Here is a 20,693-nt window from a genome sequence, read left to right on the forward strand (position 1 = left end):
CTCTTTATCAGCTCTCTCGCTGCCTATGAACCTGTCATCCATTGCCAAGCCACAGCAGCTTTCTCTTTTGCTGATTGCACTTCAGCTAACTCTGGGAGCGCCGGCGACAGCTCATCCGGTCACCAGTTCTGCAACGGACTCGACGGCGGCGGCCATTCAGCGAGTAACGGAAATTCATGGCGGAGCTGGGCCTTGGGCCGTGGTCGGCTATCGCATGGGGATGCGCGCTCTGCAGGAGCTGGGCTTGATGAGTCCAACTCCCCACACTTCTAGGAACCGTTTTCTGGTGGAGGTCATTCACGAGTCGCCGGCAGAGATCCCGTTCGTGTGCATTGTGGATGGCTTGCATGCTGCAACAGGGGCCAGTTTGGGCAAGTTGAACTTGAAGCTGGTGGAGGTCGAATCTCTTGAAAAAATGCGCAGCGTGGTCATCCACCGAGAGACCGGCAAGCGGGTGGAGTTTCAAGTTTTGCCCGAGTTTATTGACAAATACCGGAACTTGCCCCCGGAACAACTGGCGACTGCAGGGCAGGAAGTTCTTCAACTAGCCGATGAGAAGCTTTTCCGTCTCGCCATTAGCCCATAGCAGGGAATATCGCTGCCGGATCCCTTCGGCATTCCTGAGCCAATCAGCTCCAGACCCGAGCGGGTGGCCACCTCTGCCGGATGCTCTCTTTCTGGAACTAACTCTGATTATCGTGGGCTCGCTAGGTACCCCCTAAGGGATCCGGGCTTGAGCGAATACATCTTGAGGGATCACCTTTAGACCCGGCAGGAAATCATCTTGAATGGCTTGGGATCCCGTAAAGGTGCGCGGCGGGGCATCGGGATAGAAGACCGTGATGCTCTTGGCTTGGGGATCCACAACCCAAACCCTGGGGATCCCAGCTTCTAGATAATCGGTTGCCTTCTGGGCTATGGCTCCAAAACTCTGGCCAGGAGAAAGGATCTCGATCACCAACTCGGGAATGGCAAAACAAGGTTCATCGGTCATGGCCTCAACCGGCAACCGCTCGTTAGAGATGTAAGTAACATCAGGAACTGGGATCCAGGGCTCTGCCTTTCGTGTTAAAACAACTGCCCACTCAGTATGTGCTGACCCAGGCTTAGGACACTCAGGGCTAGAGCACCAGTCCTCCAAAATTTGCCACAACACCGGTTGGAGACGAGCATGGAAGCGCTTTGGCGACATGGGTTCGTTTTTGGAGACGGCCCGCCCATCGACTAGCTCATAGACAATATCCCCCTCCGGCAAGGCCAGAAACTGTTCGGGAGTTAGCTTTTGACCTGAAATGGACAACTCTGGAGTCGATAGCATCACAGGATCCCCGTTGTTTAGGATGGCCGAATCTCTGTCTAGGCTAGCTCTGACATCCCCCACCTTCACCGTTTTGAAACAGTTGTCGAGCAGGGATCCAAATCCAGCGGCAAGATGGCTCCACTCAATTTTGGGGGTAGAGATCCCCATCTTTCTGGCACCGGCTGAGCAGAGGATGCCACTTTTCGGGAGAGGATAGAGCAACATTCAACCCAGAACCCTCTCCAGGCAACTTGAGAAGGGGGGGCTTCCAAGCTGCAGTAGCTTGAAGATGCCCGTGCTTCAATGCTTGAAAGCCGTCATCGAGAGGATCCCTATGGCTAATACCCTTTTGACCACTCTAGGCACCAGCCCCTACAGCGAGACGGTGTATGTTTTTGGGGAGCGGAAAGCCGATAGAACCCGTTATGTTGCCAAAGCCCTCTGTCAGCTCTTTGACATCGAGAGGGTGATTGTGCTGCTAACCCAAGAAGCACATGACACCCATTGGAAGCATCTACAGGACTGCCTACCCCCCCACGTGGAGAAAATTGCCAAGGCCATTCCTGAAGGGAAAACCGAGGCAGAGACCTGGGAGATCTTCGATGTGCTGGTCGATAGCATCAAGCCCCATACGCGGCTGGTTTTCGATATCACCCACGCCTTTCGCTCCATCCCCCTACTGGTGCTCTTGGGAGCTGCCCTTTTGCGCAAGGCCAAAAATGTAGAGATTCAGGGTCTCTACTATGGTCTGTACCGCTCTGGCCAAGCGGAAACCCCCATTATCGATCTCACCCCCGCCCTTCGTCTTTTGGATTGGCTGACAGCTACCGACAAATTCATCAGCACCGGCTCGGCCTTGGAGTTGGGCCAACTTTTGGATACAGTTCAACGGGACTTTTACCGCCAACCAAAGCTCGGCAAAAGGGATCCCAAGCCCATCCGGCTGCAGAACTTTGGCCAAGCCATCCGCAATATCTCTCGTTCCCTGGAGCTGGTAAGACCGGTCAGCCTTTTGGAGGATGACTTGCTTAGGTTGCAAAGGCACTCCACCCAGGAGTTGGCAGAAGAGGTGGGCCAATTTGCCAAGCCTTTTGGTCTGCTGCTGCGAAGCATTCAGGATAGCTACAGCCAACTGGCTTTGCCAGCAGACAGAGCTACGGATGCCAAGGCTCAAGTTCAAAAGCAATTTCAACTGCTGCGCTGGTATGTGGAGAAACGCTTCACCACGCAGGCAATTCTCTTAGCTCGGGAGTGGGTGATCTCGGCCCTCTGCTTGTGTGAGGGGCTGCCCAACTACCGCCAGCGGGAAGCGCGGCAGGAGATCGAACACCAACTGGGATCCCTCATTCCGCGGAAAGACCAGCCCCTTGGAGATCCCCCTGCGACTGGCGAATCGGGCCGATCCCTCATCCCACGGGAAGACCAGCCCCAGGCGCTTCCTCCTATTACCACCCATGTGCCCGACGCCAAGCAGCTTGCCGATCTCTGGTCTCGCCTCAGCCAGTACCGCAACGATGTTGCCCATGTGCAGATGAATCTAGACCCTTTGAACAGCGAAGCTCTAGAAAGCTTTGTTTTGCAAGACCTGCTGCCTGGCCTGGAAGAGCTGTTTCCCAAATTGACCTGGGCAGAAGGGAAGTTGGAAGGGGATCTTTCCACTTCTCCGTAGGCTAAAGACATCGGTTCGCCCTCAGGTTCTGGGTTTTTGGTCAAACAACGGCTATTGAGAAATACTGAAGAAAACTGAGGGCTGGCCGGGATCAGATCGATGTTCGAGGAGTTCCTAACTGTTCTGTTTCTCCAGCGAAAACACCATGTCTTACTACTGGCAAGCTAAGCTCTGGGGTCTGTTACATGATCCCGCCCTCAAAGCCCTACACGACAGGACTGGCCGCTCCAAGGAAGGGCCGTGGACCAGACTGGCGGCGATGCAGGGATGGTCTTCTCCCAAAGCCGAGGGATCCTCTCCCATAGGCGATGCCGATCTCATCGCCTCGGCCAGCGACCGCGCGGCCATTGGCCATTTGCCCATAGCCATCAACTATCAAGTTGAGGATCGCAACTTGGGTCTTGGACTAGAAATGAGCCACTTGCTCTCCGGGCGCAAGCGCTTTTGGCAATTGGCCGATGACCAACACCAAGCCCTCAAGGATGCCCGCTCCCGTGCAGACTACCTGATGGAACGGGAGGAGAGCGCCATCCCCGATTGGGTTTGGCAAGAGGAGGATCCCCAAAAAGTGTTTTGGTGGTTTTGGCGGTGCTTTCCCCAGGCCATTTGTCAGGAGTTTGGGGATGAGAGCTTGCTGCTATTGCCGGCAGAAACCCGGCTGCCAGACGGATCCCTGTGGAGCCACGCCAGCGTCACCGCAGCCTTGGCCGGATGCTTGGCCGGCTACGAGGAGCCCACGCGACCCTTTTTGGTGAGCTTTACCTTCAACCCCATCCAAGAGTTGATCAAAGCCAGCCGCAAGATGCGGGACTTTTGGGCCGGATCCTGGCTGCTGCACTACCTTTCTGCCCGCATGAGTTGGCGGCTTGCCGAGAAATACGGCCCCGACTGTCTGCTCTACCCCAGCCTCTACGGCCAGCCGTTAATCGACCACTGGCTGCGGGAGAAGTACCCCGAATTTGAAGAATGGATCCCTCAACCTTCTGCCAACGCCCTGCTCACCGCCGGTTTTCCCAACGTGCTCCTGCTGCTGTTGCCGGAAGACCGGGTGCAAGCGGCCATGCAGTTTGCCCAGCAGACCCTCAAGGAAGAATGGAAGCAGTTGGCCCAGAAGGTGCTGGATTACCTGCAGGGGGATCGCCGCTGGCTGAGGCAGTTGCACCCAGAGGACCCCACCTGGCAGGGATGGCTGGAGCACCAGTGGCAGCACTACTGGGCAGCCGTGCCCCTGGGATCCCCGGCTCATGCCCTCAAGGATACCGGCATCCTCAAGCCCCCTCAGGTTTCCATTGATGCGGATCCCTGGGTCAGTGCCCAAAACCGCACCTATCACCTGGGGGCTAAGCAAAAGCTCTTTGCTGATGAGGAGCTGGAGTTTCTGCGGGCTAGCTTTTGGGATCCCCAAAGACAACAGCGCCGCCAATACAAGGCCGGACTCAACGTGGGATCCTGGTGGGCAGCCGCAGTGGAGCAAAGTCGGCGGCTACAAGCCGCTTGTAAGCAGGCCCGCGATTGGCAGCTCCCCGTTGCGTTTGGGCCGCGCAGCACCGTTTCGGGCTTGGGGCCGGTGGTGCATCCCTCACCGCGGCAGGGGTGGATAACAGAAGGGGAGAGTCGGCGGCTTTGGCAGCGGCAGGCCGGGCTCTTCGATGGCCGGGAACAGCTCAATGCCACCGAAACCCTCAAGCGGGGCTTGTACAAAGTGCTGCCGGAGCTCTTCCGCGAGCTGGATGAAGACCAGATTGCCGCTTCCTACCCGGATCTCACCGCTGGCGTAGCCGGCTACCTCAAAACCCAAGGGCGACGGGAACGAGAGCACTTCGAGCAGGCCTGTCAGGCAGTGGAGGCCCGCTACCCGGAGGTCAGAGGGGTGCTGCGGGAAATGCGGGGCAAATGGGGGATCCCGTGGGCCGACCGGCAGAACCTGCGCTACCATCCCCGTCTGCTCAATGCTGGTTGGCTGGTGGAAGACCTGGAGCTGGACGAGGAAACGCAAAGAAGCTACCGGCAGGACATCGAGACTCTTCTAGGCCGCTACTACCCCAGCGTTAACCCCGCCAGTTGGTACGTGCTGGCTGCTGGGGATGGTGACGACATGGGCAAATGGCTCAGGGGCGAGAAGATGAAATCCTACTACGACTATCTGCCTCAACCCCTACAGCGGCTGGCCAACGGGCAAACGGAAGCCATTGGCGAGGTCTTTGGCAAGGACAAGGAGGAGCTGGAGCAAGTCAAAGACGCTTTTCAGAAGTTTGTCAAAAACAGCCGCAAGCGCATGGGGCCTGCCACCCACAGCGCCCTAAGCCGCGCCCTGCTGGATTTTTCCGGCCAGTTGGTGCCCTACCTAACAGAGCAACGCTATGCAGGCAAGCTCATCTACGCCGGTGGGGACGACGTTTTGGCCTACACCAACCTCTGGGAGTGGGATGGCTGGCTGTGGGATATTCGCCAGTGTTTCCGGGGGGGAGAGGATGACTGGCGGGAGTTTGAGAACCTGGGGGACTACTGGCAGTGGAAAAAAGGGCGGCCTCCCGAAGGTTTGAGCCGGCGCCCCCTCTTTACCCTGGGATCCGCAGCCACCATCAGCTTCGGCGTGGTGATTGCCCATCACTCGGTGCCTCTGGCCATTGCTCTGGAAAACCTTTGGCAGGCGGAAGAAGAAGCCAAGGGCCACCTCTATGCCCATGGCTGCCCCAAAGACAGCGTGCAGGTGCGGGTGCTGTTTGCCAATGGCAACCAACTGGTGAGCACCAGCAAGTTCGACACGTTCGACAAGTGGAAAGACCTCCTTGATTTTGACTGGAAGCTCATGGGCCAGCAGCAGGATCAAAGCTCCTTGTTTGAGCAGGCAGCCCAACTGTGGGAGCAACATCCTGCCCCCAGCCCAGAGGCGGTGCCAGCCTGGGCCACGCTCTTTTGCAGCCGCCGGGATCTCTTCAAACAGGAATCGGAGCAGAAAGAGCACTTCCAGAACAAGCTTGTGGAGTTTATCCAGCATTTTTGGCAGCACAGCCTGCCCGCCCAGCCCCAGGAGTGGGATCTGGAGATCAAAAACTGGTTCAAGTTGGCAGCTTTTGTGCTGCGCAACCGCACCGTGAAATTGGGGAGGAACAGCCGATGAGTTGGTTTACCCTATCACCCTTGGATGTGTGGATGTTTCGGGATGCCAAGCCCTTTGCCCCGGGAGAGCGGGCCTGGGCCAACAGCAGCTTTCCCCCCAGTGGCCACACCTTGGCCGGGGCTGTTCAAGCCTACCTGGGCCAGCCGATGACGCTGCGGCTGCGGGGCCCCTTTCTCTGCCACGACGAAAGGCTCTATTTCCCCGCCCCTCTGCATCTGGAAGACGGATTCCCCCTTGTTCCCGTTCCTTGGTTGGACAAGACGGATCCCTACTTCCATTGCCACTGGGATCCCACCCGGCCAGCCCCGTTGGTGTCCCTGAGGCCAGCAGAGGAGGAACCCGAAGGCAGCCAGAGCAGCAAGAAGAAGAAAACAGGAGGCTATCTGCCCTTCGAGGCGGTGCAAAAGGCGCTGGAAGGCAAAGGCTGGGATCTCAGCCAGGCCGTTAAGCCACCGCTGAAGTATGAAGTGCGACCCCACAACACCCTGCAGGTGAGCAAGCGGCAAGTGCGAGAAGCCGATGGCTACTTTGTGGAGACCTGCATCCGCCTTCAGCCGGGCTGGAGTTTGGCCCTTTCCATCGAGGGCTGGGATCCAGATCGCGAAGCCTGGGATCCCCTACCCCTTACTCAGGAAGCAGTGCTGCGGCTGGGGGGAGAAGGCCACTGCGCTTTGCTGGCCCCCTGTCCGAAGCTGCAGGAGCAGTGGCAGCAGTTGCAGGACCTTTCTCAGGCCGCCTTTTGCCAAGCCCGACGCGCTTTGGCCTACTTGGTGACCCCAGGTGTGTTCATCAAAAAGGTGGACGGGCGTTCCCTCTGCCGCGCCTGGCCGTGGGAATGGCGATTGGCCACTCCCCATCCTGCTCACTCCCTCACCGGCCCCCTGGTGAGCGTGGCCACCGGCAAGCCCGTTCCCATCAACGGCCGCCTGCGGGTGGATCGCCCCCCAGAGCAGCGGCAGATGAGCCTGCCCGCCCCCCAAGTTTTTGCCGCGCCCCCTGGCAGTATCTACTACCTGGAGCAGCCGGCCCCCCTCAACCAAGAAGAGCCCGAGCTAGAAGATGGCCGGCTCAACGTGTTCCACCGCTGGCGGCTGTTGGGCTATAGCGAGCTCCTATGGCTGCCTTGGGCCAACTGAGTTTTGCTTTCAGTCCTTGAATACTTACTCGCAAAAGGAGCCCATCCATGACTTTTCAGATTGCCTACCTCCATCTATTGACTCCCCTGCACACCGGCGGCACCACCCAAGAAGGCAACCTCTTGGGCATTGCCCGCGAATCCCACACCCATTTGCCCTACATCCCTTCCAGCACCATCCGGGGCAGGTTGCGGGCCAGCGTGGCCGATAAAGACAAAAAATTTGAGCTCTTTGGCAACGAAATTGGGGAAGGGGATCAGCTGACCCAGGGATCCATTTGGATTGGGGATGGCTCTTTGCTGTGGATCCCCGTGCCCTCCCTTAGCCATGGAGTGGTGTGGATAAGCTGCCCGCTTCTGCTTAAGCGCTGGCTGCGGCTAACAGGCCAGGATCTGTCAGTGCCGGATCCCTATAGCACCAACTTGGAAACAAACCAGCCTATCTACCTCAAAGATGCCATTCTCAAAGAGGGTCTTCGACAATGGTCGGAATGGAAGAGCTACACCAAAGATCCTAATATCAGTCGCGTGATTGTTTTACCAGATCAGCACTGTGCCACCCTCATTCAAATGAGCCTGTGGCGGCAGGTGAAAGTCAAGCTTAGCGAGCACAAGGTTGTGGAAGGAGGCTTCCGCTATGAAGAGGCCATTCCTCCTGACAGCTTGATGTACTTTACCTGGGGGGTTACCGCCCAAGCAAGTGGCAGTTCTGAGGAGGCAATGAAAGAGTTTCGAGATCTGCTGCAATCCAACCAGATTATGCAGATTGGCGGCCAGGAAAGCTTGGGCCGAGGCTTTGTGGAGCTGTCTTTGAACTAGATCTCAACCTAGGAGGGAGGTTTTATGAATAGCTTTGACCCGCGTACATTGGCCAAGCCCGTTTACGAATCCCTGTGCCAGCTCAGAGCGCAAACCAGGGATCCAGAAAGGCTAAAAGAGCAAAAAAACCAGGCTGTGGAGCTCTACACCTATCTTTCTACTTGGGGCCTGCTGCGCCTCAAGGCCGAAGAAGACGCCCTTAGCCAAGAGGGCAAAAAAGAGGTGGTCAAGGAGTTTTTCGATTGCCTAGAAAAGATCTCCGGTCAAAACGAAATTGCCAAATCCAACGGCCTGGATCGTCTCATGGGGTTGGGAGTTGAAGAGTACCTGGGCTTAACAGGACTGGGACTTGCCTTGGCGCAAGAATTCAGCTTCTGGGCTACAGCCATTTACCATGACGTTAGCGGGGGGGACTAATGAGTGTAGCTGTTCCAATCCAGTCTATTTCCCTGTGTGAAGGAAGCCAAGTGGTCATCCATTCGCTGACTTGGCAAGACTTTGAGAGCATCTTGGAAGAGTTAGGGGAAGACCGCCACACTCGCATTGCCTATTACAACGGCACGTTAGAGATCATGTCTCCCTTGTCCAAACATGAGCGCCCTCACCGCATTGCCGGAGATATTGTGAAAGCTCTCCTTGATTCTCAAGGGAGAGACTGGGAAGACTTTGGCTCAACAACCCTTAAAAAGTCTGGCAGTGCTGGGGTAGAGCCTGACACCTGCTTCTATGTCAATAACCTGGAGCAGATGCGAGGGTGTGAGGGAAGAATTGATGTTGATCTATTGCCCCCGCCTGATCTGGCCATTGAGTCCGACGTTACTTCCCGAACTTTTATCGAGGCCTATAGAGCCATCGGCGTGCCGGAAGTTTGGATCTTGGGTGAGCGAAGTTTGCGGATCTTTATTCTGCAGGGAGAAGACTACGTAGAATCAAGCTGCAGCTGGCTTTTTCCAGACTTCGACATCCCCAATCTTGTACCTCAACTCATTCGACGCGCCCTAGAAATTGGCACCAGCGCTATGTTGCGCAAATTTCGGCAAACCCTTGGCAATTCCTAACGCTGTTTCCCACTTTTGGAGAAGATCCCATGACTGGCAATCGCCCTACTCGTCCTGGCAACGCTCCTCAGCCGCTTCCTCGTCCCCCCAGGCCAGGGGATCCCAGCCGCCGGCCGCCTCAGGAAAATCGGGGCCCTAATTCTCCTAGAGGAGGCAATGGAGGGGGAAACCAGCCGCGCGGTGGAGGAGGCAACAATCCTCCGCCCTCGCCTTGGCTGGGTCACTCCTTGGATCCCACGCCCAGGCCGGATCCCACCGCTGGCTTTATTGAATATCTGCGCTGGATGCGAGCGCCGCTTGATGCTTCTAAAGACGGCACCAAAGCGGAGCTGGCGCACCAAGTGGAAACAACGATCAACCTTGGAGCCCGCCTGAAAGTTTTGAATGAGCGCACCCAACGCATTGCCAGCGACACCTTTCAGGTTACTTGTCCCTGGCGAATTCGAGTCGGTGGGGCCAAGGGTCCAGAGAGCATGTTGCTCCCCGCTTTCGATCCCTTAGGGATCCCTTACATTCCCAGCTCCACCCTGTGCGGCGTGGCCCGCTCCCAGGCCATTCGAGAGCTGATGCAGGAGCGCAATTTATCTTGGGAGCAAGCAGACAAAGCCGTAGCTCCTTGGTTTGGGCACCTACAAGCTGACGAAAAAGACAGGGCCGGCAAGGTTATCTTTTTGGATGCCTACCCGGTACCCAATCGGCCCCAACGGCGAGAGGATCCCGATAATTCTAAAACGGGGGGTCTAGCTGTAGATATTGCCAATAGTATCTGGAAATGGAATGGAAAAAATCTTGACTACTCGCCTAACCCTAACTTGTTCTTTTCTCTCAAGCAAGCCACTTTTTTAATTGGCCTGCGCAAAGGCCCCGGCTGCACCGATGAGATGCTGGATCAAGTCAAAGAGTGGCTGATCCAAGGGCTGGAGCAAGGGGTGGGATCCCAGGTGAATACCGGCTACGGTCGGCTGATCCCCTTAGGGAAATCACTGGACAAGAGCCAAGGAGAATTCTTGCGCCTGCCCTTTGAGCTAAAAGGCCAACTCATTCACGGGCGGCAGGTAGTCAACTGGAGGCCCGATAAGAATCGCTACGACAACCGATCCATCGCCGAAGTGCGGCCCGTAGCCTTTAAGAATATGCTGCGCTATTGGTTCCGCACCTTTGCCCTGGGAGTTTTGCCGGTCGATCAGGTGCAGGAGTGGGAAGGGCAACTTTTTGGCGCCATTACCCCTAAGCAAAAACACGGCTGGATCCATGTAGATCTCCTAAATGGCAAAGTCTCTCAGCCGGAGCCAGAGCCCAATCGGGAAGGAAGAAATAGACCCGCAGGCCGACAAGAAGGGATCCTCATCTTAAGTCTTTCTGGCGAGTGTCAAAACTATGCTTCCCAGGAAGATCAAGAGGCGGTGGAAAAGCTCTTTACTAACCTCACCTGGATGATGTTCCATCTGGGAGGTGTGGGTCAAGGAGCTAGAAGACCCTGCTACTCCCGCCAGAACCGGGAGCGGGCTCCCTGGTGGCGCGGCTCTACCCTAATTCCCAGGTCGGAGGATGCCTTTTGGAAGCTGGCGGAGTCGGTGGCCGGGTTTCAGAAGCTTTTCCAAAAGCGCCTGGGCAACTTCTTTGACGCTCTCAAGACTCTAACCAAGCAGGCCATTAACCCCGATAGCCCAAGAAGTGCTGGCCAGGTTCAGAGGGATAAATGGCCGCAAGCGGTGGATGCCAACTGCAGGATCGTAGTCTGCAGCGGCGAGGAAGATTTCAACAAACCCTATGCCCTGGCAACTTTGCATCGCTTAGGCCGACAAGATGAAGGCCGGTACGACAAATTCTTGTGCGGGGGTGTACAGGGAGGTGCTCTGCCCTCTCCGGTTTGGATTGCCGATTTGGGTGATTACCAAGTGGTTACCGTTTTTGGGGCAACGGCAGATCCTAGGAAAAAGTATCTTGAGGAGCTCAAGAAAGATGCTGATGATTTTCAAGTAATCTGGCCCTTGAGATAGAAGAAATCTCGAAGAATTTTTGGAGTAACAAAATGCCCAAAAAGAAGATCAATGCCAAAGTTCTCAGAAACCTTGTTACAGCCGTAATCAATGGCTCGATTACACTGGCCATTTTGCTCATTGCTCCCTTGGGCCTGGCAGCCGTGATTACCAACACTATTTTGGTTGCCATTGCCAGCTTCTTTTCTGGAAGCTTAACAGAGATGGTCATGGATCTTTTGTCAAGCCCTGAAATTGACGTGGAGGTTTTGCCAGAAGAGCGCCAATCCAAGACCAGCACTTCCATAGAGCCAAGGCGAGGCTCAGAGAGTCTGCGTCGAGATGATCAATAATGCGAACCTTGTATGTTTCCCAGCAAGGGTGCAGGCTAAGCCTCAGGCAAGAGTTTGTGCTGGTTCATTTGGGCGAGTCGCTCTTGCAAGAGATGCCTCTGCCCTTGCTGGAGCAAATTTTAATCTTTGGCCGCTCTCAGGTGACTACCGATGTTGTGAGGGAGTGCTTGAAGCGCAATATCCCCATTGCCTACCTCTCCCGGCTCGGCTATTGCTACGGTCGCCTCATTCCCATTGAAAGGGGCTACCGCCGCCTGGCCCATTGGCAACAGGCGCTCCCTGAAGCATGGAGACTGCAAACAGCAGCCCAAATAGTGCGAGCTAAGCTCCTCAATGGCCGCGTGCTGTTGATGCGACAACTTAGGCAGCGCCCCAGCGAAACCAGGGATCTAACCCTGCGCAGCCTGGAACACTTGGCCGCTCAAGCTCTGCAGGCTACTTCGCTGGATCAATTGCGAGGCATTGAAGGGATCGGCGCAGCTTTGTATTTTCCCGAATTGGGCAATTGCTTACAACAAAAAGGATTTGTTTTGATCAAGCGCACCCGACAGCCGCCCACCAATCCAGTGAATGCCATGCTCAGCTTTGGCTACATGGTGCTCTGGAACCATCTATTAACCCTGATTGAGCTGCAAGATTTGGATCCCTATCAGGGTTGCTTGCACGCTAGCAGTGAACGCCATGCTGCTTTGGTTTCCGATTTGCTGGAAGAGTTCCGAGCGCCTATTGTGGACTCACTGGTACTGTGGCTGGTCAACAGCGGTGTTATGGATATCCAAGAAGACTTCGAGTATCGAGATGGGGGCTGTTTTCTCAGCGATGCTGGCAGAAAGAAGTATCTCAAAGCTTTTCTCCAGAGAATGGAGGGATCCATCCAGACCCCTGACGGAGATCAACCCCGCTGGGATCTGCTAACGCAGCAAGTTAAAAAGTTTAAGCAATCCGTCTATAATCCTCAAGATTTGTACCAGCCCTACCGGATTCGCTGATGTTTCTTTATGTTGTTACCTACGATACTCCCTGCGACAAGCGACGCAAGAAAATTGCCGACCTGCTAGAAGGCTACGGCAAGCGCGTGCAATACAGCGTGTTTGAGTGCGTCCTCGACAAAGACAAGTTCGAGGAGCTCAAACTGCGGCTCCGCAAGAAGATCAAGCCCGAGGAAGACAGCGTCCGCTTCTATCCGCTCACTAGCTATGCCCTCGCCCAGGTGGAAATCTGGGGTGGGCCTGCCCTGACTGCACCCCCCAGCTCGGTCATTGTGTAGCTCAGGCAAGTCTCTTCCTACTTAAGCACTCGGTGTTTCCAAAAGCACACTCAAACGGTATCAACGCCTGCGCGAGCGATCCGCCAAAAGCCGCAAAGGCCGATTCTTTCGTCCGATCCCTCGACGCCTTGCGCCACAAGGCTTTCCGGCCCCAAAGCCCCCTCGCCAGCACCCTTTTTGCCGACTTTTTTCCGGATCCCTCGCAAATGGGTCTTGCATTCCTTGCCCTGCTTGGGTTTAATAGGGGTGGAGTTCCCCCTTCGGGGGGATCCCTAGAAATTGGAAACGTCCCCCTTAAACAGTTCGGTGCGGGTATTGTTGATGTAGTTCCCCCTTCGGGGGGATCCCTAGAAATTGGAAACTTGCCGAAGTTTGGTACATAACGGTACTCGAAGGTAAGAGTTCCCCCTTCGGGGGGATCCCTAGAAATTGGAAACATGGAGAACGTTAAGGCTGACCGACGAAGTTGTTAAGTAGTTCCCCCTTCGGGGGGATCCCTAGAAATTGGAAACCACATTTTCTTAAATTGAGCGGACATTATAGTTATAGTTCCCCCTTCGGGGGGATCCCTAGAAATTGGAAACGTTAGGAGTTCCCGGACTTTCTCGGCGTTAATTGGAGTTCCCCCTTCGGGGGGATCCCTAGAAATTGGAAACAAGATCATGCACTCGTGGAGACACTCTGCAATACTCCCGTTCCCCCTTCGGGGGGATCCCTAGAAATTGGAAACAAACTAGGTCATGTGCGTAGCCCCACACTACCCTTCACGTTCCCCCTTCGGGGGGATCCCTAGAAATTGGAAACCACAGCATGGCATTGATGGTGAAGTCCCTTCTAGAGGCTGGTTCCCCCTTCGGGGGGATCCCTAGAAATTGGAAACGGCACACCGGACTTGGCCGTAGAGTTTGTTTATGTTGTTCCCCCTTCGGGGGGATCCCTAGAAATTGGAAACAGCGTAGATTTCGATAGGTTCGGCAGCATTTGGGTCGAGTTCCCCCTTCGGGGGGATCCCTAGAAATTGGAAACTTTTAAAGTTTGTATAAGGGAGTACACTGTACTTCGCGGTTCCCCCTTCGGGGGGATCCCTAGAAATTGGAAACGCCAGCAAGAATGACTGGTGACCAAGTTAGTTCTGGTGTTCCCCCTTCGGGGGGATCCCTAGAAATTGGAAACTCCTTCAGAAGGGGAGCAGGAAGAGAGCTGTTCCTACAGTAGTTCCCCCTTCGGGGGGATCCCTAGAAATTGGAAACGGTGGAGTTCCCACCGGCCTACAGCTATAACTTTGTGTTCCCCCTTCGGGGGGATCCCTAGAAATTGGAAACTTGATAGGCCGAATTAGCGTGTTCACGAGGCGGTATTGTTCCCCCTTCGGGGGGATCCCTAGAAATTGGAAACGCTAAGTAGGCTTTCCGGTCTTTCACTGACCATACGGGTTCCCCCTTCGGGGGGATCCCTAGAAATTGGAAACAACCACTACACTAGGACGACCCGTGCAGTTGTACCCCTCGTTCCCCCTTCGGGGGGATCCCTAGAAATTGGAAACGTATTCATAACCTTCGGCTACGCCTTGCAGCTGAACGGGGTTCCCCCTTCGGGGGGATCCCTAGAAATTGGAAACGGTAAGTGTGGGACGTATGTATACTCAATAACGTGCCCGTTCCCCCTTCGGGGGGATCCCTAGAAATTGGAAACTACCGAAGGAGGTATTTATGGCTAGCAAAGTGGTGAAGTTCCCCCTTCGGGGGGATCCCTAGAAATTGGAAACATTTTATGTGCTTTAGCCAGAGCCTCGCCGTATGAGTATGTTCCCCCTTCGGGGGGATCCCTAGAAATTGGAAACTGTATAGTCGTCACGCAAAGTGACGTTCAAGCAGGTAAAGTAGTTCCCCCTTCGGGGGGATCCCTAGAAATTGGAAACCCAAAGTCAATAAATAGCGTAGAGGTGGTTAAACACGCACTAGTTCCCCCTTCGGGGGGATCCCTAGAAATTGGAAACGGTTTTGTTTGAACCAGATTAGTTTGGTATTGTATGCATGTTCCCCCTTCGGGGGGATCCCTAGAAATTGGAAACGCAGATACCAGCCAGGGGGAGAATTAAAAACATTCTATGTTCCCCCTTCGGGGGGATCCCTAGAAATTGGAAACACCTTTAGTACTAATAGTACCTCTTGGAGATATTAGCGATGTTCCCCCTTCGGGGGGATCCCTAGAAATTGGAAACAAACCTTCGTACAGATCCAGCCATCGGGATCGGTTGATTGTTCCCCCTTCGGGGGGATCCCTAGAAATTGGAAACACCCCGCCCTCACTATGAGCCACCCAAGCTCATAGTGTTCCCCCTTCGGGGGGATCCCTAGAAATTGGAAACATGTCGTCTAGGTTCATTGGGTTACCTCCCAATCACTGTTCCCCCTTCGGGGGGATCCCTAGAAATTGGAAACCCAGGACAAGGTTATGCCCGTCCGATACGACGACATTAGTGCGTTCCCCCTTCGGGGGGATCCCTAGAAATTGGAAACTGAGCAGTCGACGTAGTCGTACCAGCGCTCTTCGCTATACTGTTCCCCCTTCGGGGGGATCCCTAGAAATTGGAAACCAGTCGGCTCGATGATCCCACGCTCTAATGCGTGTTCCCCCTTCGGGGGGATCCCTAGAAATTGGAAACTTGGGCGGCCTGGGCGACCTTGGCCTCTTGATCTGATGCGGCCGTTCCCCCTTCGGGGGGATCCCTAGAAATTGGAAACCTCCACCACAAAAGAGCTATTCTGTGGAGTAGATGACCTAGTTCCCCCTTCGGGGGGATCCCTAGAAATTGGAAACCTGAGAATCCGCCGGAAGTCGACTTCCACGCTGCCTTCCTCGTTCCCCCTTCGGGGGGATCCCTAGAAATTGGAAACCTTTGATGGATTTAAAATCTAGGATTCTACGAGAAATGAGAGTTCCCCCTTCGGGGGGATCCCTAGAAATTGGAAACTTAAAGCGGCGACGTTTGCGCTCGGCACGTTGTGCCTTACGTTCCCCCTTCGGGGGGATCCCTAGAAATTGGAAACAACCAGGCCGTTGAACTTGCTACTCCCCCGAATGGCTTTGTTCCCCCTTCGGGGGGATCCCTAGAAATTGGAAACAGGACTTCTGCCAGGTACCCTTTGAGAGGTACCCCTGTTCCCCCTTCGGGGGGATCCCTAGAAATTGGAAACTTTCCTGGGCCATTCTTTGAACATCCCAGTACTGGGATCCATAAATGTTCCCCCTTCGGGGGGATCCCTAGAAATTGGAAACTTGGGCGGCCTGGGCGACCTTGGCCTCTTGATCTGATGCGGCCGTTCCCCCTTCGGGGGGATCCCTAGAAATTGGAAACCTCCACCACAAAAGAGCTATTCTGTGGAGTAGATGACCTAGTTCCCCCTTCGGGGGGATCCCTAGAAATTGGAAACCATCGTATTCCTGGACGAGAGTTGCCGATTGGTAATCGTGTTCCCCCTTCGGGGGGATCCCTAGAAATTGGAAACTGGGCTTCCACCTCCAGAATCAAGTTACAGATTAGGGTTCCCCCTTCGGGGGGATCCCTAGAAATTGGAAACTACCAAAGCATATGTTTGACACTGTCGTATGCATATGCTTCACGTTCCCCCTTCGGGGGGATCCCTAGAAATTGGAAACGTCGAGGACAATGGCCAGGGCCACTTGCGTGGTCTTCTGGTTCCCCCTTCGGGGGGATCCCTAGAAATTGGAAACCCTATAGCCACAAAAAATCCCCCGCCAATAAGGCGGGGTTTTTCCTTCGGGGGGATCTATAGAATTGGAAACCTAGGGATCCCCAGTTGGAAAGAAATTGGAAACAGAGAAAAGATTAGAGTAAAGCCGGTGCTGCTCGGCAGAGGCCAGGCAGCGCTGTTGGTGCTCAGGCCACTCCTGGAGGGCTAGTTTTTGTTGTTCCTGGAGAAGGGTTTGTAGGTCTGAGTCTGCAGGCAGCTCGCCTTGCAAAACCTGCAAATCGTTAAAGCGGCCCAGTTGATCCTGCAAGCACTTCAGGGTTGCTATCCAATCTTGCATGGTTTCCCCGTAAAAGGGCGCAAAAAACTCCACCTGATAGCGCAGCCGTTTGGTGGCCTTGCGCAGCTCGTGCAGTTGCTCAGCCTGGGCTTCCGTTGCGGGGAAAGCAGGGATCCGCCAGCCTGGCTGCAGCAGCCACTGGGCCAGCAGGGGAGTCAGCAAGTGGGGCAAGCTTTCCGGCAAAGGCAGCTCCGCCTGGGGCTTATAGCGGGGGTGAGCCAGCCACTGCTCGCAGGCAGCTTGAAACGCCAGGAAGTCAGCATCTTCCAGAATGCGGCGGGAGCGTTTCTCGGCTTGGGTTCGACGTTGCTGCAGATCTTGTTTTAGCTTCTCCAGTTCTGCCTGCTGGGCTGCCGGGATCCCTTCCCAGCAAGGTTCCTGCAGGATTTCCAGCAGCACGTCCAGATCCCGCTGTTTGCCCAAAGCACTGGCCAGCTTTTGCAGGCGTTTGGGCTTGAGAGGCTTGGGCAGCCGGACGGATCCCTGAAACACCTGCACCCAAGTGCCAATACGGCGCAGGGTCACCCGGATTTGGTGAAGAGACTCTGCCGCTTCTGGATGCTGGGTCAGAACTCGCTTTACGTGTTTCTGCAGCCGCTGCCATTGCTGGCTCAACAGCTGGTGGGCCCAGGCGGCCACGGTTGGCAAGGGCGCAGATGAGGGCAAGGTCAAGTGCAAGGACTCCGTCCCGCTGACGCGAAAGGACTCCGTCCCGCTGACGCGAAAGGACTCCGTCCCGCTGACGCGATCGGTTTTCAGCTCAGCAGCAACAGCGTCCACAGCCAGTCTCCTCTACCCAAAACGAGAACCAAGAGGGCAGCAGGCTCTTTTCACATAGGTCATCCAGCCTAGCTTGAGGTTACCCCCGCCTCTTCCCTTTTAACCTAATCTTAACCTTGGTAAACCGAGCAGGCTGTGGCCAGGGAAACTGTCGCGAGCTTTGGCCTGTCGCGCCATTCCCGTCAGCGGAACAGAGCATGACTCTAGTCAATAATAAGCTCAACTATACTGAAAATAATGTATAATATGTTCAGTACGGATTACTACCAGTTGATCTTTCTGTTTACTTTCGAGTCTGCCAACATGGTAGCCAAAGCAAAGCAGAAAATTGGTAGTAAGACGACACGGAAACTGCGCTTTGGGTATTCTACTCAAAGCTTTGCGGGATACCGCCATTCTGGTTGGAAACAAACAGAATGCTATCGCTGCATAGTTGAACAGTGATGTTCAGCAATGTTCAGCGTAAATGTATCAGTCTAGGGCTCCCGGCCTGCTGTCGCAAGTGGTAGGCGGGGTTCGACCACTGACCAGAGGCGGGCAGCCACCTCTGCCGGGGATCCCTGGGCCGAAACGCGGACAATCCGCTGGGGTTCTGCGGCGGCCAGGGTTTCGAATCCGCAGTAAACCCGCCGGTGGAACTCTAGGCCTTCTTGCTCGTTAGTGCTCTGCACCGCTAGCTCAACTGCGCCAGAAGAACGAGAGCGAGCTCGTTCTAGCCCCACCTCGGGGGGCAGATCCAGCCACAGGGTGAGATCCGGCTGTAGCCCGTCGGTGACCCATCGGTTGAGCTGCCGGATCAGATCCAGATCTATGCCCCGGCCATAGCCTTGATAGGCCAAGGTGGAATCGGTAAAGCGGTCACAAACGACCACCTGCCCTGCCGCCAGAGCCGGCGCGATGACTTTGCTCACGTGTTCAGCCCGATCCGCCGCGTATAGGAGCAACTCCGCCAGAGGGCTAAAGGGATCCCCGTGCAGCAACAGCTCCCGCAGCGTTTTGCCCAGCGCCGTGCCCCCCGGCTCGCGGGTACACAGGCAAGCGTAGCCTTCTTGGCGCAGCCGCTCAACCAAGAGGGCCTGTTGGGTGGTTTTGCCCACCCCTTCCCCGCCTTCTAGGGTGATGAACACACCGTCGTCCTCTGCAAGAGGGTTAGCGCAGGTTGAGTTGGGGCTGCAAATTAAAGGAGTGCCCCGGCACCATCACGTAGACGTCGGGGATGTTGGTGGGCTCCAGGCTTTGCAGGGCTAACCCTTCGATGTTGGAGCGCAGGGCGTTGTTGATGGTGGCTTCCAGTTGGGACAAAACCTGCGCCTCGTTGCCCTGAGCGGCCAAACCAGGAAACTGGCTGTACACGGCGCGCGCCAAGCTGCTGGCCAAGGGGAGCTGGATCAGGGTGAGGTTGGATCCCCCCAGCTGGGGGCCCAAGGTGTTGGCCCGGCCGCGGATGCCCAAAGCTTGGAGGGCATTGGCCGTTTGGCTGACGGGGATGGTGCAAGTATCCATCTTGTAGATGGGCACCGAAGCCATGGTCAGAGCAGAAACGCTGGTCAGTTGCACCACAGTAAAGGAGGCAGTGCCGTTATAGGCAAAGCAAAAATCGCGAAAGGCTGCGGGCACATTGGCAGCGCGGATGGGGCGCTCATCGTCAAAGCCGCCCGACTCGGCGAAGATGTTGCGGATAGCGAATCCCCCGAAGAAGGCCAGCAGGGCCACCACCAGCAGGATCGTCAGATCGGAGGAGGAGACCCCCCCGCTGGAGCTGCCGCCTCGCCCACCACCGCCATATCCCCCACCGCCAACATAGCTGGAGGTGTAGCCGTAAGCCGCGGAACGGCTGTAGTCACTGCGGTAGCCGGATTCCCCAAGGACTCCGTCCCGCTTACGCGAGCGGCCAGCAAAGGACTCCGTCCCGCTACCGCGAAAGGCAGAGGAACGGGCGGATCCGTCGTAGCCGCGGTTGCTGGAGACAGAACGGCGGGAAACCAGGGCTTGCCCAGGACGCTCACCGGCTCCAGGGGATCCTGCAGCGGCTTTCTGCCCCCCCTTTTCGCTGTCAACACGAGACCCCTCGTCTCGGCCAGTCTGGGGGGAGCGGTTGGAAGGGCGAGAAGTGGCCCCTTGCGCGGACTCCCTGTAGCTATCCCGCCCATTCTCCAAGGACTCCGTCCCGCTACCGCGATCGTCCAGCCAATCTTCTGCGCCTGCAAAGGTTGAGCCCTCTTCCGGCAAAGGGGGTGGGGAACGACGACTTTGCCGCTCCCTTCCTTCACCAGAGTTTGCAACCGAGGAGACCGCGGCTTCCTCACCGGCAGAATCCGGGGAATGGCGGCTGGGATCGGGGGCAGCAGTCCGTTCCGCTGCTGCAATGGGATCTTGATCCTCAAACTCAGAAAAACCCATAGTTCTTCGAGCGCTCCCCTCAGCTGCCAAGGCAAGACGGCTTTCAATTTCACTCCCCCGAAGGGAAGCAACTACTGTATCCTAGCAGCTCCCCAGCCAGGACATCGGATGCTATTCCTGGGATCCAAGCCAGCCCATACGCTTCTCCAGGAGAGGCAGCTGCGCTTTCAAGGCGCGCAAGGCTCGCCCTCGGTGGCCGATGGCCTCTTTTTGAGCTGGGCTCATCTCGGCAAAGGTTAGCCCCACTTCGGGCACCCAAAACAGGGGGTCATAGCCAAACCCCCCCTCTCCCCGCGGCTGGGTCAAGATCTCTCCTGAGCATACCCCTTCCACCAGGGCATGCACTACACCTTGGGGATCCACCAGGGCGATGGCGCAGTGAAAGGTGGCCCGGCGATTTGGGATCCCTTCCATTTCCCTGAGCAACCGCTCGATGCGGGCAGCATCGTTGGGGGCATAGCGAGCCGAGCGGATCCCAGGGGCACCGCCAAGGGCTTCTACCGCTAAGCCGGAATCGTCGGCAATGGCCCACTCCCCCAGAGACTTGGCCACGGCTCTGGCTTTGAGAAGGGCATTTTCGGCAAAGGTGGTGCCGGTTTCTTCCACCTCAATTTCTGAGGGCATGCGGCGCAGCTCCCAAGCAGGGGCATGGGCCTGGAAAAAGGCATTGAACTCGCGCCATTTGCCGGGGCTACTGCTGGCCAAGATCAAAGGACGGGTCATGGAAGGTTCCTACGAGTGGAAATCTGAGGAGGCGGA

At 56.1% G+C, this 20,693-nt stretch carries 16 protein-coding genes, 1 pseudogene and 1 CRISPR repeat array; of the genes and pseudogenes, 12 read left to right on the forward strand and 5 right to left on the reverse strand.

The genetic code is table 11. From position 1 onward, the window contains the following. Nucleotides 1-25 precede the first annotated feature (25 nt). The gene (locus ACVWYY_RS08180) at nucleotides 26-586 is read left to right on the forward strand and encodes a formylmethanofuran dehydrogenase subunit E family protein (RefSeq protein WP_457403830.1); all 561 of its coding nucleotides are present in this window, start codon (nucleotides 26-28) and stop codon (nucleotides 584-586) included. A gap of 132 nt (nucleotides 587-718) precedes the next feature. Here the strand turns inward: ACVWYY_RS08180 and ACVWYY_RS08185 are convergent, their stop codons facing one another. After that, nucleotides 719-1,318 (reverse strand): Uma2 family endonuclease, encoded by a 600-nt coding sequence (locus ACVWYY_RS08185; protein WP_414399424.1) that lies wholly within the window; start codon nucleotides 1,316-1,318, stop codon nucleotides 719-721. 316 nt (nucleotides 1,319-1,634) lie between these two features. Here ACVWYY_RS08185 and csx2 point away from each other — a divergent pair, with 316 nt between their 5' ends. The 10 genes from csx2 (at nucleotide 1,635) to cas2 (ending at nucleotide 12,701) form a co-directional block, all read left to right on the forward strand. Then, a complete protein-coding gene (csx2, locus tag ACVWYY_RS08190; RefSeq protein WP_457403832.1) occupies nucleotides 1,635-2,969 on the forward strand; it encodes a TIGR02221 family CRISPR-associated protein in 1,335 nt (444 codons plus the stop codon). Nucleotides 2,970-3,114: 145 nt separating this feature from the next. Beyond that, on the forward strand, nucleotides 3,115-6,090 hold the full coding sequence (gene cas10, locus ACVWYY_RS08195; RefSeq protein ID WP_457403833.1) for a type III-B CRISPR-associated protein Cas10/Cmr2: 2,976 nt from the start codon (nucleotides 3,115-3,117) through the stop codon (nucleotides 6,088-6,090). Next, nucleotides 6,087-7,226 (forward strand): type III-B CRISPR module-associated protein Cmr3, encoded by a 1,140-nt coding sequence (locus tag ACVWYY_RS08200; RefSeq protein WP_457440201.1) that lies wholly within the window; start codon nucleotides 6,087-6,089, stop codon nucleotides 7,224-7,226. The genes cas10 and ACVWYY_RS08200 overlap by 4 nt, the downstream gene beginning before the upstream one ends. Nucleotides 7,227-7,273: 47 nt before the next feature. Continuing rightward, on the forward strand, nucleotides 7,274-8,044 hold the full coding sequence (gene cmr4, locus ACVWYY_RS08205; RefSeq protein WP_457403835.1) for a type III-B CRISPR module RAMP protein Cmr4: 771 nt from the start codon (nucleotides 7,274-7,276) through the stop codon (nucleotides 8,042-8,044). A gap of 24 nt (nucleotides 8,045-8,068) precedes the next feature. Further along, nucleotides 8,069-8,461, forward strand: a complete 393-nt coding sequence (locus ACVWYY_RS08210) for a hypothetical protein (protein WP_414357349.1) — start codon at nucleotides 8,069-8,071, stop codon at nucleotides 8,459-8,461. Beyond that, nucleotides 8,461-9,102 (forward strand): Uma2 family endonuclease, encoded by a 642-nt coding sequence (locus tag ACVWYY_RS08215; protein ID WP_457403836.1) that lies wholly within the window; start codon nucleotides 8,461-8,463, stop codon nucleotides 9,100-9,102. The genes ACVWYY_RS08210 and ACVWYY_RS08215 overlap by 1 nt, the downstream gene beginning before the upstream one ends. A gap of 29 nt (nucleotides 9,103-9,131) precedes the next feature. Beyond that, a complete protein-coding gene (locus ACVWYY_RS08220; RefSeq protein WP_457403838.1) occupies nucleotides 9,132-11,102 on the forward strand; it encodes an RAMP superfamily CRISPR-associated protein in 1,971 nt (656 codons plus the stop codon). A gap of 32 nt (nucleotides 11,103-11,134) precedes the next feature. Continuing rightward, complete coding sequence (gene csx18 / locus ACVWYY_RS08225) at nucleotides 11,135-11,434, forward strand: CRISPR-associated protein Csx18 (RefSeq protein ID WP_099812781.1); 300 nt, start codon at nucleotides 11,135-11,137, stop codon at nucleotides 11,432-11,434. Next, the gene (cas1, locus tag ACVWYY_RS08230) at nucleotides 11,434-12,423 is read left to right on the forward strand and encodes a CRISPR-associated endonuclease Cas1 (protein ID WP_457403839.1); all 990 of its coding nucleotides are present in this window, start codon (nucleotides 11,434-11,436) and stop codon (nucleotides 12,421-12,423) included. The genes csx18 and cas1 overlap by 1 nt, the downstream gene beginning before the upstream one ends. Beyond that, nucleotides 12,423-12,701, forward strand: a complete 279-nt coding sequence (gene cas2, locus ACVWYY_RS08235; protein WP_414389456.1) for a CRISPR-associated endonuclease Cas2 — start codon at nucleotides 12,423-12,425, stop codon at nucleotides 12,699-12,701. The genes cas1 and cas2 overlap by 1 nt, the downstream gene beginning before the upstream one ends. 251 nt (nucleotides 12,702-12,952) lie before the next feature. Continuing rightward, nucleotides 12,953-16,436: a CRISPR direct-repeat array (repeat unit 36 nt; unit sequence GTTCCCCCTTCGGGGGGATCCCTAGAAATTGGAAAC). Nucleotides 16,437-16,508: 72 nt separating this feature from the next. Here cas2 and ACVWYY_RS08240 read toward each other — a convergent pair. Next, nucleotides 16,509-17,534: a CHAD domain-containing protein gene (locus ACVWYY_RS08240; protein ID WP_457403840.1), complete on the reverse strand. Its 1,026-nt coding sequence runs from the start codon at nucleotides 17,532-17,534 to the stop codon at nucleotides 16,509-16,511. Nucleotides 17,535-17,783: 249 nt separating this feature from the next. Here ACVWYY_RS08240 and ACVWYY_RS08245 point away from each other — a divergent pair. Next, nucleotides 17,784-17,967: pseudogene (locus ACVWYY_RS08245) on the forward strand (hypothetical protein); the annotation flags it as partial. A gap of 43 nt (nucleotides 17,968-18,010) precedes the next feature. On the opposite strand, the gene tmk reads toward ACVWYY_RS08245, so the two are convergent. The 3 genes from tmk to rdgB all read right to left on the reverse strand — a co-directional run bounded on the left by tmk (nucleotide 18,011) and on the right by rdgB (nucleotide 20,657). After that, nucleotides 18,011-18,661 (reverse strand): dTMP kinase, encoded by a 651-nt coding sequence (tmk, locus tag ACVWYY_RS08250; RefSeq protein ID WP_414413780.1) that lies wholly within the window; start codon nucleotides 18,659-18,661, stop codon nucleotides 18,011-18,013. Between the two features lie 22 nt (nucleotides 18,662-18,683). Beyond that, nucleotides 18,684-19,934, reverse strand: a complete 1,251-nt coding sequence (locus ACVWYY_RS08255; protein ID WP_457403841.1) for a hypothetical protein — start codon at nucleotides 19,932-19,934, stop codon at nucleotides 18,684-18,686. 111 nt (nucleotides 19,935-20,045) lie between these two features. Next, nucleotides 20,046-20,657: an RdgB/HAM1 family non-canonical purine NTP pyrophosphatase gene (gene rdgB, locus ACVWYY_RS08260; protein WP_414357613.1), complete on the reverse strand. Its 612-nt coding sequence runs from the start codon at nucleotides 20,655-20,657 to the stop codon at nucleotides 20,046-20,048. Between the last annotated feature and the right edge of the window lie 36 nt (nucleotides 20,658-20,693).

The sequence above is a fragment of the Thermostichus sp. MS-CIW-34 genome, assembly GCF_054060435.1.